General features: G+C 63.7%; 16 protein-coding genes. 6 read left to right on the top strand and 10 right to left on the bottom strand.

Features of this window, described 5'->3' with window-relative positions; translation table 11 throughout:
* Window positions 1-34: 34 nt before the first annotated feature.
* On the bottom strand, window positions 35-841 hold the full coding sequence (locus tag M728_RS25255) for a transporter substrate-binding domain-containing protein (RefSeq protein WP_026620509.1): 807 nt from the start codon (window positions 839-841) through the stop codon (window positions 35-37).
* A 184-nt stretch (window positions 842-1,025) separates the two neighbouring features.
* A complete protein-coding gene (locus M728_RS25250; RefSeq protein WP_026620508.1) occupies window positions 1,026-2,543 on the bottom strand; it encodes an aldehyde dehydrogenase (NADP(+)) in 1,518 nt (505 codons plus the stop codon).
* Between the two features lie 143 nt (window positions 2,544-2,686).
* Here M728_RS25250 and M728_RS25245 point away from each other — a divergent pair, with 143 nt between their 5' ends.
* Entirely contained in the window at window positions 2,687-3,724 is a 1,038-nt protein-coding gene (locus M728_RS25245) for an Ldh family oxidoreductase (protein ID WP_026620507.1), read from the top strand.
* A gap of 20 nt (window positions 3,725-3,744) precedes the next feature.
* Here the strand turns inward: M728_RS25245 and M728_RS25240 are convergent, their stop codons facing one another.
* Window positions 3,745-4,917: an MFS transporter gene (locus M728_RS25240; protein ID WP_026620506.1), complete on the bottom strand. Its 1,173-nt coding sequence runs from the start codon at window positions 4,915-4,917 to the stop codon at window positions 3,745-3,747.
* 48 nt (window positions 4,918-4,965) lie between these two features.
* Here M728_RS25240 and M728_RS25235 point away from each other — a divergent pair, with 48 nt between their 5' ends.
* Window positions 4,966-5,496: an Lrp/AsnC family transcriptional regulator gene (locus tag M728_RS25235; RefSeq protein ID WP_026620505.1), complete on the top strand. Its 531-nt coding sequence runs from the start codon at window positions 4,966-4,968 to the stop codon at window positions 5,494-5,496.
* 99 nt (window positions 5,497-5,595) lie between these two features.
* On the opposite strand, the gene M728_RS25230 is transcribed toward M728_RS25235, so the two are convergent.
* The 4 genes from M728_RS25230 to M728_RS25215 all read right to left on the bottom strand — a co-directional run bounded on the left by M728_RS25230 (window position 5,596) and on the right by M728_RS25215 (window position 9,070).
* Complete coding sequence (locus M728_RS25230; RefSeq protein WP_026620504.1) at window positions 5,596-6,558, bottom strand: dihydrodipicolinate synthase family protein; 963 nt, start codon at window positions 6,556-6,558, stop codon at window positions 5,596-5,598.
* Window positions 6,559-6,672: 114 nt separating this feature from the next.
* Window positions 6,673-7,377, bottom strand: coding sequence for a GntR family transcriptional regulator (locus M728_RS25225; protein ID WP_026620503.1), 705 nt, complete (start codon window positions 7,375-7,377; stop codon window positions 6,673-6,675).
* A gap of 102 nt (window positions 7,378-7,479) precedes the next feature.
* Window positions 7,480-8,061: an alpha-ketoglutarate-dependent dioxygenase AlkB gene (locus M728_RS25220; RefSeq protein WP_026620502.1), complete on the bottom strand. Its 582-nt coding sequence runs from the start codon at window positions 8,059-8,061 to the stop codon at window positions 7,480-7,482.
* A gap of 91 nt (window positions 8,062-8,152) precedes the next feature.
* A complete protein-coding gene (locus tag M728_RS25215; protein ID WP_026620501.1) occupies window positions 8,153-9,070 on the bottom strand; it encodes a LysR family transcriptional regulator in 918 nt (305 codons plus the stop codon).
* A gap of 121 nt (window positions 9,071-9,191) precedes the next feature.
* Here M728_RS25215 and M728_RS25210 point away from each other — a divergent pair, with 121 nt between their 5' ends.
* The 4 genes from M728_RS25210 (at window position 9,192) to M728_RS25195 (ending at window position 13,313) form a co-directional block, all read left to right on the top strand.
* On the top strand, window positions 9,192-9,803 hold the full coding sequence (locus tag M728_RS25210; protein WP_026620500.1) for a glutathione S-transferase family protein: 612 nt from the start codon (window positions 9,192-9,194) through the stop codon (window positions 9,801-9,803).
* A 12-nt stretch (window positions 9,804-9,815) separates the two neighbouring features.
* Window positions 9,816-10,760, top strand: coding sequence for a pyridoxamine 5'-phosphate oxidase family protein (locus tag M728_RS25205; protein WP_026620499.1), 945 nt, complete (start codon window positions 9,816-9,818; stop codon window positions 10,758-10,760).
* A gap of 178 nt (window positions 10,761-10,938) precedes the next feature.
* Entirely contained in the window at window positions 10,939-12,783 is a 1,845-nt protein-coding gene (gene ftsH / locus M728_RS25200; protein WP_026620498.1) for an ATP-dependent zinc metalloprotease FtsH, read from the top strand.
* Window positions 12,784-12,950: 167 nt separating this feature from the next.
* Window positions 12,951-13,313 carry an SPW repeat protein gene (locus M728_RS25195; RefSeq protein WP_026620497.1) on the top strand — a complete coding sequence of 121 codons (363 nt, stop codon included), beginning with the start codon at window positions 12,951-12,953 and terminating at the stop codon, window positions 13,311-13,313.
* A gap of 91 nt (window positions 13,314-13,404) precedes the next feature.
* On the opposite strand, the gene M728_RS25190 is transcribed toward M728_RS25195, so the two are convergent.
* Genes M728_RS25190 through M728_RS25180 form a run of 3 tightly spaced genes read right to left on the bottom strand, consistent with a single transcriptional unit; the run spans window position 13,405 to window position 17,521 of the window.
* A complete protein-coding gene (locus tag M728_RS25190; protein WP_026620496.1) occupies window positions 13,405-15,633 on the bottom strand; it encodes a molybdopterin cofactor-binding domain-containing protein in 2,229 nt (742 codons plus the stop codon).
* The gene (locus tag M728_RS25185) at window positions 15,633-16,133 is read right to left on the bottom strand and encodes a (2Fe-2S)-binding protein (RefSeq protein ID WP_026620495.1); all 501 of its coding nucleotides are present in this window, start codon (window positions 16,131-16,133) and stop codon (window positions 15,633-15,635) included. The genes M728_RS25190 and M728_RS25185 overlap by 1 nt, the downstream gene beginning before the upstream one ends.
* Entirely contained in the window at window positions 16,133-17,521 is a 1,389-nt protein-coding gene (locus M728_RS25180) for a cytochrome c (protein WP_026620494.1), read from the bottom strand. The genes M728_RS25185 and M728_RS25180 overlap by 1 nt, the downstream gene beginning before the upstream one ends.
* Between the last annotated feature and the right edge of the window lie 47 nt (window positions 17,522-17,568).

Raw genomic sequence — 17,568 nt, 5'->3', positions numbered from 1 at the left:
GACGATCGTCCCGCACCGCCCAGAGGAGGTCAGATCAGCGATAGACGCCGTTCACCGACAGGACCGGTGCCTCCCCGCCGACCCACTTCTCGTAGAGTTCGGCATAACGGCCGGTGCGGACCTGCTGGTTGATGAACAGGTTGAGGTAGTTGATGAGGCCGTATTCCTCACGATTGGTGAAGAGGGCCACATAATCGATGTCGAAGGGCGCCTTGCCGACGACAGAAATCCCCGGGAACTTGCCGGTCTTCACATTGGCCTGCGCCACGGTCGAGGTGGAGACGGTGGCGTCGATCTGCCCCTGGCTCAGCGCAAGGAACACGTCCGCCTGCGTCTGATAGGGACGGAACTCGCCCGCACCCCAGGCCTTGACCTGGTTTTCCAGCGCGATCGCCTCGTAGGTGCCGGCGGTGGCTCCCACGACCTTGCCCTTCATGTCCTCGAAGGACTTGACGCCCGACTTGTCATTGGCGGTCACCGCCATCTCGAAGGCGAAGTAGGGCACCGTCATGCCGACGGTCTTGGCGCGTTCCAGCGTGTCGGAGGTGGAGGCGACGCCAACATCGACGCGGCCGGACATCAGGGCCGGAATACGCTCGGGGAAGGGAGTCTCGACGATTTCGGCCGTTACACCAAGCGCCTTGGCGAGATCGTTGCAGTAGTCCACGTCGAAGCCGATCGGAGTGTTGCTCTCGTCGCGCGAGCCCATCGGCGGGAAATCGAGCACGACGGCGCAGCGCAACGTGCCCGAGGAGATGATGTCATCGAGCTTGTCGGCGTGAGCGGGGCTCGTCAGAGCGGTGGCGGCGATGAGGCCGAAGGCGAGGACCGAAGTCTTCATTTTCTCTCTCCCTGAGTTGGTCTGTCGGTTTGACGGCGCGCGCACTATTCCGCGTCAGAGAGCACAAATCAATTCAAAAATACAAAGAGTATACAAAACGTATATATGGCGGCGCCTTTTCGCAATTAAAAGGGGCTTTCCCTTGTGGAAAAGCCCCTTTTGTTACCCAGGCGATGGTAAGGATTTAGCCGAGGAAGTCCTCGGGCAGCAGCTCCTCCGGCATGTTCTGGTAAGCCACCGGACGCAGGAAACGTCTGATCGACATGGTACCGACGCTGGTTGCGCCGAAATTGGTCGAGGCCGGATAGGGGCCGCCATGCACCATCGAATCGACGACTTCGACCCCCGTCGGAAAGCCGTTGACGAGCACGCGGCCGGCGTTGCGCTCCAGCACCGGGCGAAGACGCCGCGCGGCGTCGAGATCGCTCGCATCCATGTGGATGGTCGCGGTCAGCTGGCCTTCGAAGCCACGTGCGAGTTCCTCCATCTCGTCGAGCGAACCGACCCGCACCACGAGACCGAGCGGACCGAAGACCTCTTCGCCGAGCGCGTGATCGGCAAGGAACTGCGCACCCGTCGTCTCGAACAGGTTGGGCGAGGCTGCCCGGTCGGAGGATTCGGTCACGAACAGCGGCTTGACTGTATTGCGACTGGCAAACCGCGCCTGCCCGTCGCGATAGGCTTTGGCGATGCCGACCGTCAGCATGGTCTGCGGCGCCACCTTGGCGAGCGCCTCGACTGTGGCAGCGGTGAAGCGGTCGGCATCGGCGCCTGCGATCACCACGGCGATACCGGGATTGGTGCAGAACTGCCCGGCGCCCATGGTGAGCGAACCGGCCCAGCCCTGGCCCAAAGCCTCGGCCCGGGCCTTCAGCGCTTCCGGCAAAAGGAACATCGGGTTCACGGAGCCGAGCTCGCCGAAGAACGGGATCGGCTCCGGCCGCCCGGCGCAGAGATCGAACAGCGCACGCCCGCCGGCAAGCGAGCCGGTGAAGCCCACCGCCTTAATCCGCGGGTGCTGGACCAGTGCATGGCCGACCTCGCGGCTGCCGCCCTGGATCAGCGAGAAGACACCGGGGTGAACGCCGGTCTTGCGGATGGCGGCCTCGATCGCCTCGGCCACGATCTCGCCGGTGCCGGGATGGGCCGAATGACCCTTCACCACCACCGGGCAACCTGCTGCCAGCGCCGCGGCCGTGTCGCCGCCCGCGGTCGAGAAGGCGAGCGGGAAATTCGAGGCGCCGAAGACGGCGACGGGGCCGATCGGCCGCTGGACCAGCCGGATCTCTGGACGGGGTGCCGGCTGGCGGTCCGGCAGCGCCGTGTCGAAGCGGCGATCGAGGTAGTCGCCCTTCTCGATGTGGTCGGCAAAGAGCCGCAGTTGCCCGGTCGTGCGGCCTCGCTCGCCGTTAAGCCGCGCCTCCGGCAGGCCCGTTTCCTGGCTGCCGATCTCGGTGATCGCCTCGGCGCGTGCCTCGATCTCGTCGGCGATGGTGCGGAGGAACGCCGCGCGGGACGCGCGCGACGAATAGCCATAGCTCCAGAAGGCATCCTCGGCGGCCTCGCAGGCTCGATTCACCAGTTCCACGGTGCCGGCGGCGAAGTGGTGCACCGGCCCATGCGCGGGGGCGGAGGCGAAGGTGCCCGCGCCGTCGAGCCACTCGCCCGCGACGAGGTGTTTTCCTTTGGGGGTGAAGACCATCTGACGTTCCTTTCCTTAGAACCGGTTGTGCGCTCGGTGAGGTCGGCTGAAGCGAATTGCCGCTTGTCGAGTATTTGTATACTCTACGTATGCAGAACATCAATCGCCTGCCTCCCCGGTCAGGCCAGCCACGAGAGACGACGATGAGCGAGACCACCACCCTGACAACGACCGCGCTTCAGGAGCGCGTCGAGGCGATCTTCTGCAAGGCCGGGCTCAATGTAATCCAGGCAGGAGCGCTCGCCCGGGTGATCGTGGCGGGCGAGCGCGATGCCTGCAAATCGCACGGCGTTTACCGCATCGAGGGCGCGCTGCGCACCGTGAAGGCAGGCAAGGTGCAGCCGGATGCGGTGCCGGAGCTCGCGCTTGAGGAAGGCTCGGCGATCGTGAAAGTGAACGCCGGGGGCGGCTTTGCCAATGCCGGCTTCGAGCTTGGCCTGCCGAAGCTCACGGAGCGCGCCCGCTCATCCGGGCTCGCCGCGCTGGTCATCAACGACTGCACGCATTTTTCCGCTCTCTGGCCGGAGGTAGAGGCCCTCACGGCTGAAGGCCTAGCCGCGCTCGTCATGTGCCCGAGCTATGCGACGGTCGCGCCGACCGGCGGCAACAGGCCTCTGCTCGGCACCAATCCCTTCGCCTTCGGCTGGCCGCGCCCTGGCAAACCGCCCTATGTCTTCGACTTTGCGACCTCCGTCGCCGCGCGCGGCGAAATCGAGCTCCATCGCCGAGCGGGCAAGCCGTTGCCGGAAGGCTGGGCGATCGATGCGGAAGGCAATCCGACGACAGATCCCGAGGCCGCGCTCGCTGGCGCGATGCTGCCCTTCGGTGGACATAAGGGCTCGGCGATCGGCACGATGATCGAGCTGCTGGCGGGCATCATGATCGGCGACCTGACCAGTCCCGAGGTGCTCGATTATCTCGGCACCACGACGCTCGCGCCCTTCCACGGCGAGCTCATCATCGCCTTCTCGCCCGAGGCTTTCGCCGCCGGCCGCCCCGGCGATCCCTTTGCGCGGGCGGAGGGCTTGTTCGAAGCTATCGTCGGCCAGGGCGCCCGCCTGCCCTCGCAGCGCCGCTACGTCGCCCGCGCCAAGTCGGAGGCGGAGGGCATCACCTTGACCGCCGCGGAAAGCGAGCAGCTCGACCGCCTGCTTGCGCTCGGGCTCGACGCCGTGGCTTAAGCGGCTGCGAGAAAACCGATTCAGCGCGGCGCGAGTGCCGCAGAGAAGGCCGCCGCCAACATCAGCCCTGCCGCAGCGAGCGGAAGAATGAAAAAGCCAGTGCTGGCATAGGCCGCCCCGAAACCGATCGTGCCGGCGAAGAGGGAAAAGTAGGTGACGCCGCTGTTGAGGCCCATGATCGCGCCACGTCTAGCCGGATCGAGTGCGGTCAGACGCAGGATGAGCACGTTCAGCCCGAAATGGTTGGCAAGGCCCCAGAGAAAGACGACCGCCAGCATGGCGGTATAGGACCCGCTCGCTGCCGCCATCGAAACATAGATACCGGCGACGGCGAGGAAAATGAGCGGCAACAGCCTGCCCGAGCCAAAGCGATCAATCAGCCGGTCGAGAAAGACCGCGCCGCCGAAGCCGAAGCCATAGGAGACCGCAACGAGGCCGTTGGCGCTGACGGGCAGGCCAAGAACGGCATGAAGATGGTCGCCGATATAGGCATAAACGCCATAGAAGGCAGCCATGAAAGCAGCGCAGGCGGCGAGAAGCGGCGCCACGCCACGAACGCCGAGCGCCGCAAGCGGCGACGTCGCTTTGCCGCCAGAATCCTCCCGCACTGCCGCAAGGCGGACGGCGGCGCAGGCGATCAGCGTTGCGGCGGCAACGACGACATACACCGTCCGCCAGCCGGCGAAATCGGCGATAGCTGCCGAGAGGGGAACGCCGGCCACCATGCTTAGAGTCCAGCCGGTCAGCACCAGGCCGACCGTCTCGCTCTCGCGCCCGGCAGGCGCGATGACCGAGGCCAGCGTATAGATGGCGGGAAGCGCTATGCCCGCGGCCATCCCGACGATGAGTTGGGCGACGACCAATAACGGAAGCGCCGGCGCGACCGCGCTGCCGCCAAGTCCAGCAGCAAGGAGCAGCAGTGCCGTCGCGAGCATCCGGCGCGGGCCGTGGCGGTCGATGAGCCGGCCAAGGAAAGCGGCACTTGCAGCCGTGCCGAGCCCGAACGCGGCCGAAGCCGTCATCACGGCAGGAACATCGGCGCCGAGGCTCCGTGCCACTTCCGGCGCGATCGGCCCGAGCGCCAGCGAGTTGGAGCCGATGACGCCGACGCAGGTGGTAAGCACGAATGCAAAGGGCGGGATGCGTGCCCTCTCGGCGGACGTGGTCGGAATAGATTGATTCATATTCGTCATTTCTGCATAATTGCAGAATTGAATTCGGCAACAAGAGGGAATATCGGAATGGATCAAAATACAGATGACGTTCGGCGGAAGCGCCCGTCCGACCGTGACCTCGACGCGATGGACCGAAAGCTATTAGGTGTTTTGGTAGAGGACGCAACCACGAGCTATGCCGAGCTCGGCGACCGGGTCGGGCTTTCGCCGCCGGCCGCACACGAGCGCGTGAAGCGCCTCAGGCGCTCCGGTGCGATCCGTCGCGTGGCGGCGCTGGTCGATCCCGAGGTCTTGGGGAAAACGCTACTCGCCTTCGTTCACGTCGACACCACCGGTTGGGGCAAGACGCCGGCCCTGCTTGCGGTCGAGGAGTATCCGGAAGTGGAGGAGATTCACTCGGTCGCGGGCGACACCTGCATGCTGCTCAAGGTCCGCACTGAAAGCACCCATGCACTCGAAGGGCTGTTGGCTCGCCTTTACGATACGCCCGGCGTCAAGGCGACGCGCAGCTATGTCGTGCTATCGACCTACCTGGAACGGCCGGTGCAGCCGGGCACGACGAGCGAATGGCCGACTCTGGTGAAGGGTCATGAATGAAGCCACAAAAGCGGATTCCTGGACCTGACCTCAGATTTCGAGACTGGGGCCCGTTAAGCAGAAGGCCCTCCGGCGGGACGGCCTTCTGCTTCGGCCTGATCAGGCCTTGTACTTCTCAACGGCGCCGGGGAGCTTGCTCCACTCAGCATACCAGGTATTGAAGAGCTTGAACTGCGCCTCGACATAGCCGCGCTGGCTTTCGGTGAGCGCGTCAGTTTCGTTGAAATGGAGCGTGTATTCCTTGTCTCCCTTCAGCACCATCATGTGCTTGAAGTAGAGAACGAGGTCCGGACCCTCGTCGAAGGAGGAGAGGACGGCAAGCGCCTGCTCCAGCTCCTGCGCGCGCTGGCGCGCGTCGACATCGCCGCGGGCGGCAGCCTGCGACAGATTGCAGAGGTGGATCACCTCCTTCGGCAGCACATTGCCGATGCCGGTGATTGCGCCGGTCGCGCCGCAGTTGACGAAGCCGTGGAAGACGGCGGTGTCGACGCCGATCATCAGCGACACGCCATCGTCACGGCTCGTAATGTTCTCGGCCGCGTAGCGCATGTCGGCCGGGCCGCCGAATTCCTTGAAGCCTACGAGGTTCGGATGCTCGGCGCGCAGCGCGAAAAACAGGTCGGCGCGGGTGGCGAAGCCATAATAGGGGCTGTTGTAGATCACTGCCGGAAGATCCGGCGCGGCCGACAGGATCGCCTTGAAATGCGCCTTCTGTGCGACGAGCGAAGGCCCGCGCGAGAGCACCCGCGGAATCACCATTAGGCCCTGAGCGCCGACTTTCTGGGCATGCGCCGCATGGGCGACCGCTGAAGCGCTATTGATAGCGCCAGTGCCGACGATGACCGGCACGCCGGCCTTTACCAGGCGCTCCACCCCTTCCATGCGCTGCGCATCGGTCAGGAGCGGCCAGTCGCCCATCGAGCCGCAATAGACGACTGCCGACATGCCGTCGGCGATCAGCTCCTTGCCTTTGCCGACAAGAGCATCGAAGTCGGGGCTGCGGTCTTCTTTGCAAGGGGTCATCAGCGCGGGGATCACGCCGGAGAAAATCTTGGCCTTCATGTCAAACTCCTGCTGGCCTGTCGGATAGACAGAGACACCAGCCATCGCCGCGCCTCTGATTTCGCTTTATAATACTCTTTGTATTTTATTTGTCGACAATAAATCGACAGAAAATCACAGGGCGATTTCCAGCCGCCTGTCGCGGGAGAAAAGCTTCTGGATCTGGTGCACGATCTGCTCGGCATGCACCCTCGCCAGGCGGTCCGCCTCTTCGGCGTCGCGAGCTGCGATGGCCGCAATCATATCCTCATGTTCATCGACGAAACGCTGCGGCAAGCGGTCGTCATAGGACTGGTAATAGAGCCTGAGTATCCGCCGACCCTCGTCGAGAAGCCGCTTGAATAGGCCGGTGAAATAGGAATTGCGCCCCGCCTCCGCGATCGCCAGGTGCAGCGCCGCATTGGTGGCGATCATCGCCAGCGCATCCTGCGCCTGGACCGCGGCGGCGAACTCCGCCTGACGGGCGCGGATCACCTGCAAATCCTCCGTGCGGTGATGTTGAGCCGCGAGCCGCGTGGTGACTCGATACATGAGCACCAGTGCGTCGAAATAGGTGTTCATGTTGATGAAATCGATGTTCGACACCATGGTCGATCGGTTCGGCAGCGTGTCGATCAGCCCCTCGCCCGCGAGCCGCACCAGCGCCTCGCGGATCGGCGTGCGCGACATCTTGAACCGTTCGGCCAGTTGCGCCTCGTCGATCGGGCTGCCGGGAGGCAGGACCAGATCGAGGATCTCGTCGCGCAGAAGGTCGTAGACCATCTTCACGCCGGAGCCTCGCTTGCGTTCTGGAATGGAATTGTTGTCGGTATCGGTCATCTGGCAATCCTCTTGTCGACAAGAGAAATACTTCCCTCCGCTAATCGGATCAACAGTTTCCCGAAACCCGTCGCGTCAGGGGCGCGGAAAAGCCGACGCAAGTCATCGCCTGCCGTCCTTTGTACGCAACTCCCGAAATGTAATTGAATATCTCAGCCGATCCACCGGCGGGATGGAGTGTTCCCATTCGGTTCTGGAAGGACCGGAGAGGAGATATGCTGAACCAGGCTGAAGCATGATCGAGGCGCGCTCCCACTTCCCGGCGACTCTCCGGCGTAGCCTGAATGTACAGGAGGAGAGCAGAGAGACTCCGATGACGGCGCCGAAAACCGCTTTATCCCTGTGCCAACCGATCGGCGCGCCCTTTTCATATTCGGTGACCAGCGCCTGTTCGAGCGTCTCCGTCGGCAAACCGGCGAAATCGGCTGCAAGCTCGCGCAGAGGCAGGAGCATCGGCGGGATAGCGTCCCCCTTGCGAAGCGACTCGGTGCTGAAGTCATACTTCCAGCCGAAGGAGATCACCCGTCTCTTGCCTTGGAAGCCGTGGAAATCGAAGGCCTTGAAGGGAAGCTGCGGTATCGCCTCAAGAAGTGCCTCTTGAAGCTTACGCGGTACGATATCCGGCTCGTAGCGAAAACCCTGAGGCAGATTATCCGCCGGTTTTCCGAACAGATCTTCCTGCATGAGCACCTCGCCAACGCTGTCGGCCTCTCGGGCGTCGACCCGACCTCGTCCGAAACGGCAACAGATGGCCGCAGGTTCCTGATGATCGCGTTCATACGCCTTGCCAAAGCTGCGCATTCACACCCGCGCGGCGCCGAAGGCGCTCGGCGGCGAAATCCACGAAGGCGCGCACGCGGGCCGAAACCATGCGACCTTCCGCGTGCACGATGTGGATCGGCACCGGCTCACGCTCGTAGTCTGCAAGCACGATCTTCAGCCGCTCTGCCTCGATATCCGGTGCTACTTGATAGGACTGGTAACGGGAAAGGCCCCAGCCGGCGACCGCGGCGGCGATGGCCGCGTCATTGGTATTGCAGATGAGGCGGGCGCTGATCGGGACGCGAATACTGCTGTCGCGCCCGAAGAGCCATTCCGAATGGCCGTAGAGACCATCACGTCCGATCAGGCGATGATGGATGAGATCCTCGGGGCGCTCAGGCTCGCCGAAACGGGCGAAATAATCCGGCGAACCGCAGAGCACCTGCCTTATCGAGCCGATACGGCGGGCAATGAGACCGGACGCGGGGAGCGCCGCGATACGTATCGCCACGTCGAGGCCTTCCTCGACCAGGTTCGTCACACGGTCGAGGAAAACGGTCTTCACCTGCATCTCCGGGTACTGGTGAAGAAAGTCGAGAACGACGGGAAGCACATGGATGCGCCCGAAGAGCGCAGGCGCCGTGACCGTGAGCAAGCCCGCGGGTTTGGTGAAGCTGCCCGCCGCATTGTCCTCCGCCTCCGCGATCTCCGCGAGAATGCGCCGGCAATCGGCTACGTACCCTTCGCCCGCCGCCGTCAATTTCAGCGAACGGGTGGTGCGAACGAGGAGGCGCGTGCCGATCATCTCCTCCAGCTTTGCGATCGCCCGCGTGACCGATGGAGGGCTCATATGCAGCACCTTGGCGGCAGGTGCAAACCCGCCGCTTTCCACCACCTGCACGAAGATCCGCATCGCCTGCCAGCGATCCATCGAGCCCTCCGATGAAGCATTATTGCGTCATGTGAAATGGTCTAGTGTATCTAGAGAGGCTTATCAACCGCTTAAGCAATAATCATTCTTGCGGCTGTTCCAAATTCTGCAGGAGGCAAGAATGAAGCTCTACTACCATCCGCTGTCCGGCCATGCGCATCGCGCCCGGCTCTTTCTCTCGCTGCTCGCGATCGAGCATGAGCTCGTACTCGTCGATCTTGCCAAGAGAGAGCACAAGCAAGCGACGTTCCTCAAGCTCAACCCCTTCGGCCAGGTTCCCGTGCTCGATGACGCCGGCACGATCATTTGTGATTCCAACGCCATTCTCGTCTATCTCGCGAAAAAGACGGGCCGCACGGACTGGCTGCCGGAAGACGCCGAAGGCGCGGCGGCCGTTCAGCGCTGGCTGTCGGTCGCCGCGGGGCAGATTGCCCATGGCCCGGCGCAGGCGCGCCTCATCAACGTGTTCAAGGCGCCCTACCGGCCGGAAGAGGTCATTCCGCGTTCACATGCGATCCTGGAGCTGATCGAGGCGGCGCTCGAAAACCGAAGCTGGATCGCCGCCGACCGGCCCACGATCGCCGACGTCGCGCTCTATAGCTACGTCGCGCGCGCCCCCGAAGGCGACGTCGACCTTGAGCGCTATTCGAATATTCGCGGGTGGCTCGAGCGCATCGAGGCGCTGCCTCGCTTTGTCGATTTCCAGAAGACCGCGGTCGGATTGGCAGCCTGAGGAGGCATCGTCATGAACGCTCCCGCTCCTTCGCCCTGGCATCAGGGCGAGATTGCCCTGCAAAGGCTGCTCGGTGTCGATGTTCGCATGGACGAGGTCGGGCGCCGAGTCCTGCGCGATCACCTGATCGACCAGCATCGGGAATTCTATCCCCTTCTGCCGATGGTGGTGCTGGGGGCGGTGGACCGGAAGGGCGATGTCTGGGCGACGCTAAGGGCGGGACGTCCCGGCTTCCTCCATGCGCCGGATGCTCTGAGGCTCACCGTCGAACACGCCCGGGAACCGTCAGATCCTGCCGAGGCGGGTATGGAGGATGGTGCCTCCCTCGCCCTCCTCGGCATCGATCTCGGCACGCGCCGCCGCAATCGGCTGAACGGCACGCTCAGCCGCCATGCGCACGGTTTCGATCTCGAAGTGCACCAGAGCTTCGGAAACTGTCCGAAATATATCCAGCTCCGGCAGGTCCGTTTCGTGCGCAATCCGTCGGAGCCGCCGGCGATGCCTCCGATCGAAAGCGCCGAACTCGACGACGCGGCGCGCGCTCTTATCGAACAGGCGGACACGTTCTTCGTCGCCACCTATGCCGACCTTCCCGGCGGAAGGCAGGTGGACGTCTCCCATCGCGGCGGCCGCGCGGGATTCGTGCATGTCGGCGAAGACGGCTGGCTGACGATCCCGGATTTCATCGGCAACCGCTTCTTCAACACGCTCGGCAATATCGCACTCAATCCACGCGCCGGGCTTGTCTTCCCAGACTTCTCGACCGGTGGCCTGCTGCAAATGACCGGAAAGGCCGAACTCCTGCCCGATCGACCCGAAGGCAAGCACTTCGAAGGCGCCGAACGCTACTGGCGCTTCCGCCCGCACCGGATCGTCTGGCGCGCCGACGCGCTGCCGATCCGCTACGATTTCGCCGAGTGGTCGCCCTTTGCACTCGCGACCGGCACTTGGCGGTAAGTCACCAGGAAGAGCGGCGGCGAAGGGCCCGCATCGCTCGCGCCCTTCGCCGGCAACACGGACATCGCTTAACGGAACTGCCTGGAGCCGGCGGCGTTCTTCCGTCGGGAAGCAGATGGCTTTTTGGGACTGGAACCGCTGAGACGGCGGCCGCCGCCAGCCAGACACGGTCGTTGCGATGAACAAGCTGACGAAGTTCAACATCTGGTACTGGGTCGCGGCCTTTTTCGTTCTGATGCTTTTCCAGTATATCTTTGCGACCGCGACCCAGGTCGCGCAAATTCCCTACAGCCAGTTCGAAACCTACCTCGCCGAAGGCAAGATCGCCGAGGTCGCGGTCTCGGACCGCTTCATCCAGGGCACTTTCAAGAGCCCGCAGGACGGCAAGCCGATGTTCATCACCACCCGCGTCGAGCCGGACCTTGCACGGCAATTGCAGGAGCGTGGTGTCGTCGTCGCCGGGCAGATCGAGAACACCTTCCTGCGCGACCTCCTCTCCTGGGTCCTTCCGGCGATCATCTTCATTGGACTCTGGATGTTCATGCTGCGGCGCATGGCGGGCGGAATGGGCGGCGGCCTGATGCAGATCGGCAAGTCGAAGGCGAGAATCTATGTCCAGACCGATACCGGCGTGACGTTCACGGATGTGGCCGGGGTTGACGAGGCCAAAGACGAACTGAAGGAGATCGTCGACTTCCTGAAGGAGCCGAAAAGCTATGGCCGGCTTGGCGGCCGCATGCCGAAGGGCGTGCTGCTCGTGGGCCCGCCCGGCACCGGCAAGACGCTGCTTGCGAGAGCCGTCGCCGGTGAAGCCGGAGTGCCGTTCTTCTCCATCTCCGGTTCGGAGTTCGTCGAGATGTTCGTCGGCGTCGGCGCCGCCCGCGTGCGCGATCTCTTCGAACAGGCCCGGGCGAAAGCACCCGCGATCATCTTCATCGATGAACTCGATGCGCTCGGCCGCGCCCGCGGCATCGGTCCGATGGCCGGAGGACACGACGAGAAGGAGCAGACGCTCAACCAGTTGCTGGTCGAGCTCGATGGGTTCGATCCCTCGACCGGGCTTGTCTTGCTTGCCGCCACCAACCGGCCGGAGATCCTCGATCCGGCGCTGTTGCGCGCCGGGCGCTTCGATCGCCAGGTCCTTGTCGACCGTCCCGACAAGCAGGGACGCGTGCAGATCCTGAACGTGCATCTTAGAAAGGCTAAGCTCGCCCACGACGTGCAGCCGGAACAGATCGCAGCGCTCACCCCCGGCTTCACCGGAGCGGATCTCGCCAATCTCGTCAATGAGGCAGCGCTGCTTGCAACGAGGCGCAGAGCCGATGCCGTGACCATGGACGACTTCAACAACGCCATCGAGCGCATCATTGCGGGATTGGAGAAGCGCAACAGGCTGCTCAATCCGCGGGAGCGCGAGATCGTCGCCTATCACGAAATGGGCCATGCGCTTGTCGCGATGGCATTGCCGGGGGCCGATGCGGTGCACAAGGTCTCGATCATCCCGCGCGGCATCGGCTCGCTCGGTTATACGATCCAACGGCCGACGGAGGACCGGTTCCTGATGACGAAGGAGGAACTGGAGAACAAGATGGCCGTGCTGCTCGGCGGGCGCGCCGCCGAATGGATCGTCTTCGGCCACCTTTCGACGGGAGCCGCCGACGACCTCGTCAAGGTCACCGACATCGCGCGCGCGATCGTCGCGCGCTACGGCATGACGGAGAAGCTCGGCCATGTCGCACTCGAACGGGATCGTCGATCGATGCTGACGCCCAACCCGCTCTACCAGGGGCCGAGCGAGCGCGACTATTCGGAAGAGACCGCCGCGATCCTCGATGAGGAAGTGCGCCGGATCGTCGACGATGCATTCGAGCGTACCGTCGCCTTGCTCAAGGAGCGCCGACCCGTCCTCGAGCAATCGGCAAAGCTTCTTCTGGAGCGGGAGACGATCACGGAAGCCGAGTTGCGGGCCATAGTCGAAGACCGCGGACGCGACACCCCCAAGACCGCCGCGCGTCGGACCTGAGCGGCCGCGCCTTTTCCACTCTCCACCGACGAAAGCCGCCCCCCGCTTTTCACTAAAGGAGCCTCCGTGCGTTTGCGCCGGGTATTGAGCGTCACTTCGCTTTAATTATCTGAATCTGGCGCGCATCGCGCGCATGCTTTGTTCAAGCTTCATCCGTGGAGGTTGTCATGGCAAATGCGCTGATGGAAAACAAGAAACTGCAAGACTGGATGAACCTCATCCTCGCCGTCGCTCTTTTCGTCTCGCCTTGGCTCATGGGCTTCGCGGCGGAGCCCGTGCCTGCCTGGAGCGCATGGATTGGCGCCGTTGTCCTTGGTGCCTTGGCACTCGCGATGCTGACCGTGTTCTCGGAGTGGGAGGAATGGGCGAACATGGTGTTCGGGATGTGGCTTGTCGTTGCGCCTTGGCTGCTTGATTTCGCCGCCAATACCGACGCCCGATGGACACATGTCGTCCTGGGTCTGCTGGTCGCAGCGATATCCGCTTGGGCCTTGTGGGACGAACGACATAATCCTCATGTCCAGGCTTGACCGAGTCGATGCCCGCCGCGTCAGCGGCGGGCTGGCGATGAATCTTGGTTCGCGATGCTGTCGCGGGTCGCCGACCATCGGCTAGCCGCGATCAAGCATGTCCTACGGCGCTTCGCACTCGATCTCTGGTAAACGGCAAATCGTAGAGGCGCTTGCCGATGGCGTTTCTGATCGCATTGGCGACAGCCGCGGCCGCAGGGCCTTGGGCCGCCTCGCCGGTGCCGAGGAACGGTTCACCGGAACGCTCGACGATATGCACTTCGACGCTGTCGGGAACGCTTGCAAAACGCAGGATTGGATAACTCGACCAATCGGTGCTCGTGATCCTCGTCCTGTCGAAGGCCACCGCCTCGTAGAGCGTCCAGCTGATCGATTGCAGGATGCCGCCTTCCGTCTGGTTGCGGATTCCGTCCGGGTTGACAATCTCGCCGCTGTCGATGGCCGAGACGGCGCGCACCACGCGCACGCGCCCGGTTTCCGGCTCGACTTCCACTTCCATCGCCACCGCCAGATAGGCGGCGAGATTCTTGTAGCGGGCAAACCCGAAGCCATGCCCGCGATTCTTCGGCATTTGCGGGCCGTTCCAGCCGAAGCGCTCGGCAGCCAGTTCGATGACGGCACGCGCGCGCGGATCCGCCATGTGGCGCAGCCGGAACTCGACCGGGTCGACCTCTGCCATCAACGCCAACTCATCGATCGTGCTCTCGATGGCGAAGACATTCGCATAGGCACCCAGAGCTCTGAGGGCCGAGACACGCAACGGCATGTCCGGCAGGAAATGCCAAAGCACGCGCTTGTTCGCGATGGCGTAGAGCGGATTGGCGTTCCGGTCACCGTTGCCCGACGGGGTGATGTTGAGCTCGGGCGGCTTCGGCTGGAAAGGCTGCGACTTATGGCGTGCGGCGAGAAGCGCGCCGGCACCGCCGGGGCGGGTCGAGTGGGTATTGCTCCAGACATCGTAGGCCCAGCTCGCTATCCTGCCCGAGCGGTCGAGCGACGCATTGACCTTCATGAGCATCGCCGGGCCATAGGGCTCCCAGCTATGCTCCTGCTCCCGCATCCATTGGACGCGAATGGGTCTGCCCGGAACCTTGGTCGCAATGAGGGCGGCATCCGCCGCCGCGTCGTCGGCGCCGTTGTGTCCGTAGCATCCCGATCCCTCCATGTGGATGACATGGACCTTCTCTTCCGACATCGCCAGCATCTCGGCGATCGCGGCGCGGTCGGGATAGACGCCCTGCGTGTGGGACCAGACGTCCAAGCTTCCATCGGCTTTCATCTCAGCGACCGCGCAGGAGGGGCCGATCGAGCCGTGGATCTGATAGGGCCGCGTAAAGGTCGCCTCGAATTGCTTGGCCCCGGACGAGAGCACACCGGCTTCCGCTACGGTGCCGACCTCGCGTTCCAGCCTTTGCAGCTCTGCCGGCAGATCGGTCTGGTCCGGAAGCGACTCCCTTTCCTGCCATCTTGCCGTTGCTGCCAGAGTGCGCATGGCGTTCACCGCCTGGAATTCCTTCTCCGCGACAACCGCCAGGAAATTGCCGTCGCGCACGACCGCGACGACACCCGGCATCGCCTCGGCAGCGCTCGCATCGACTTCGCTGAGCTCCGCCGCCGGGCTCGGCGGCAGCACGACACGCGCATGCAGCATGCCGTCGAGGCGCAGATCGTGCACATAGGCCTGACCGCCCGTCACCTTCGCCGGTATGTCGACGCGAGGCAGGGACTTGCCCATGACCCGCAACGCACTCGGTTCTTTCAGCGTCGATTGCGGCTGCGCTTCCACATGCAGCATCAATTCCGAGACGAGCTCCCCATAGGTCAGGCTTCTCCCGTCCTTTGCCAGCACGGTCCTGTTTTCGCTCTTGAGCTCTGCGGGAGCCACGGCGAAGCGCTTCGCCGCTTCAGAAAGCAGCAGCGCGCGAACTTGCGCGGCGGCGTTCCTGATGGCAGTGCCGCTGTTCTGCATGGATTGGCTGCCGGCGGTGAAGCCTTCGTTCGGCGTACGGCCGGTATCGGCCGTGACGAGCAGGATATCCTCCGGCTTCACGTCCAGCTCTTCCGCAGCAACTTGCAGAAGTGCCGTGCGGATGCCCTGGCCGAGCTCCGCCTTGCCGGTGAAGACGGTTATCGAATTGTCGGCATCGATCCGGATCCAGGAATCGAGGAAACGTTCATCGTCCAGGCTCCCGGGCAAGGTCACGGGCGTCGCCGGCGGCAGGTCCTGGGCAAATGCGCGGACGAGTGAGAAGCTGACGACGAGCGCCCCGGTCCCGGCGATCACACCACGACGGGTGACCTCTTCTTGAAGAATGCTCATCAGCCTGTCCTCCCTTCGTCGGGATCGGGCAAAGAGGCGGCCCGCATCAGCTCTCCAGCTCGGCGGATGGCCGCCATGATCCGCATATGGGTTCCGCATCGACAGAGATTGGTCGTCAGCGCTTCCCGGATCTCTTCCTCGCTCGGCTGCGCCTTTCTGCGCAACAAGGCATGCGCACTCATCATCATGCCCGGAATGCAGTAGCCGCATTGCGCCGCCTGCAGCTCGATAAATGCCTGCTGCAATGGCCCGGGCTTTTCGAGCGTGCCCAGACCTTCGACCGTGGTGACCTCACGCCCTTCAAGGAGCATGATCGGCACCATACAGGAAAGCACGGCTTCGCCATCGACCACGACTGTGCACGAGCCGCACTGGCCGAGGCCGCACCCGTATTTGGCGCCGTTCAAGCCCAGGTCATCGCGCAATACGTAGAGCAGAGGTGTCGCCGGATCCGCGTCGATCGCATGCGAGCTGCCGTTGACCGTCAGCGATATGGTCATCAGTCCTCCTCGGCGCCGACATTGTGCGGCGCCCTCTCTATGCCGTCCGACGGCCGGATCGTTACCTTGTACGCGCCGGAACGGGTATTCGCGACCTGCTCGACGAGCCCGCCCCAGGCCGGCTCATCGGAAAAACTTTCGCGCATGTAAGCGAGCAGGTCGGCCACCTGCTGGTCGCTCAGGATATGCCGGAACGCAGGCATCACCGCGCTCGCCTCGCCGTCGGCAGGCGGCAGACCGAAAAGCACGACATTCACGATGTTCTGCGGGTTCGGCGCATTGACGGCAGTGCTGAGCTCGAAGTTGAGGCCTCCGAATGGCTGCCGCCGCGCGCCTTGGTGGCAATTTGCACAGGCGGCTTGGTAGAGCGTCTCTCCGCCCTCGCCGCCGGAGGCAAGCGCAACGGAACTCTGGCTATCGCCTGCCTGCTCCAGCCGATCCGCTTCGAACTGTTCGCGCAAGTCTGCTGCTCTTTGCGCGCGCTCTGGCGTCGGATCTCCCATGACCGAAACGACATAGGTGGCGATCGCCGCGATGTCGCTGTCCGGAAGGAGCGAAAGATTGCCGGTTACCTCGGCCATCGGTCCGCGGGAGACGCCGTGATGTTCATGCCAGCCGTTGCGAAGATAGAAGGCGAGGCTCTGCTCATCCCAGGGTATCGGAGCCTTGGCGTCCGCGTTGATCGCATAGGCTTGCCAGCCTTCGGCCTCACCGCCGCCGAGGTGCCGATCCCGGTCTTCGGCACCGAACACGTTACGCGGCGTATGGCACGCGCCGCAATGACCGAGACCCTCGACGAGATAGCGCCCGCGGTTCCATTCCTCGCTGCGAGCCGCTTCCGGCTCCACCTCGCCCTCATGAAGGAAAAGCAGTTTCCACCCTGCGAGGAGAGGACGGAACTCGAGCGGGAATGGCAGCTCGTTTTCCGCAGCCTCCGCCTTGACGGCTGCGCGGGTCATCAGGAATGCGTAAAGTGCGCGATTGTCCTCAGCGGTGACGCGGGTGAAGTGGTCATAGGGGAAGGCCGGATAGAGGTGGTTTCCCGTCCGATCCACCCCCTCGCGCATCGCCCGCTCGAATGCAGCCTCGCTCCAGCCGCCAATGCCGGTCTCCCGATCGGGGGTAATGTTGGTGGAGTATATGGTGCCGAAGGGCGTCGGTACTGCGAGGCCGCCGGAAAACGCCGGTTTACCGGGCACGGTATGGCAGGCTATGCAATTGCCAACTGCCGCCAACTGCGCGCCCCTCGCGACGAGCTCAGGAGCGAAACTCGCTTCTCCAGCCGTAGCCTCTTCGGAAATCTCTGATCTCCAAGCGAAGAGCAGGAAAGCGCCCGCAGCCAGAAAAATGGCCGCCACGAAAACGATCGCCGCCTTCAAGGCCCACATCGCAAATCTCCGCCGGTCACGCAAAACGCCGCAATTGCCGATCTGTT

This window comes from Ensifer sp. WSM1721, from assembly GCF_000513895.2.
Classification (GTDB): Bacteria; Pseudomonadota; Alphaproteobacteria; order Rhizobiales; family Rhizobiaceae; genus Sinorhizobium.
Note: the sequence above shows the minus strand (reverse complement) of the source record. Positions and strands in the feature narration are given on the sequence as shown.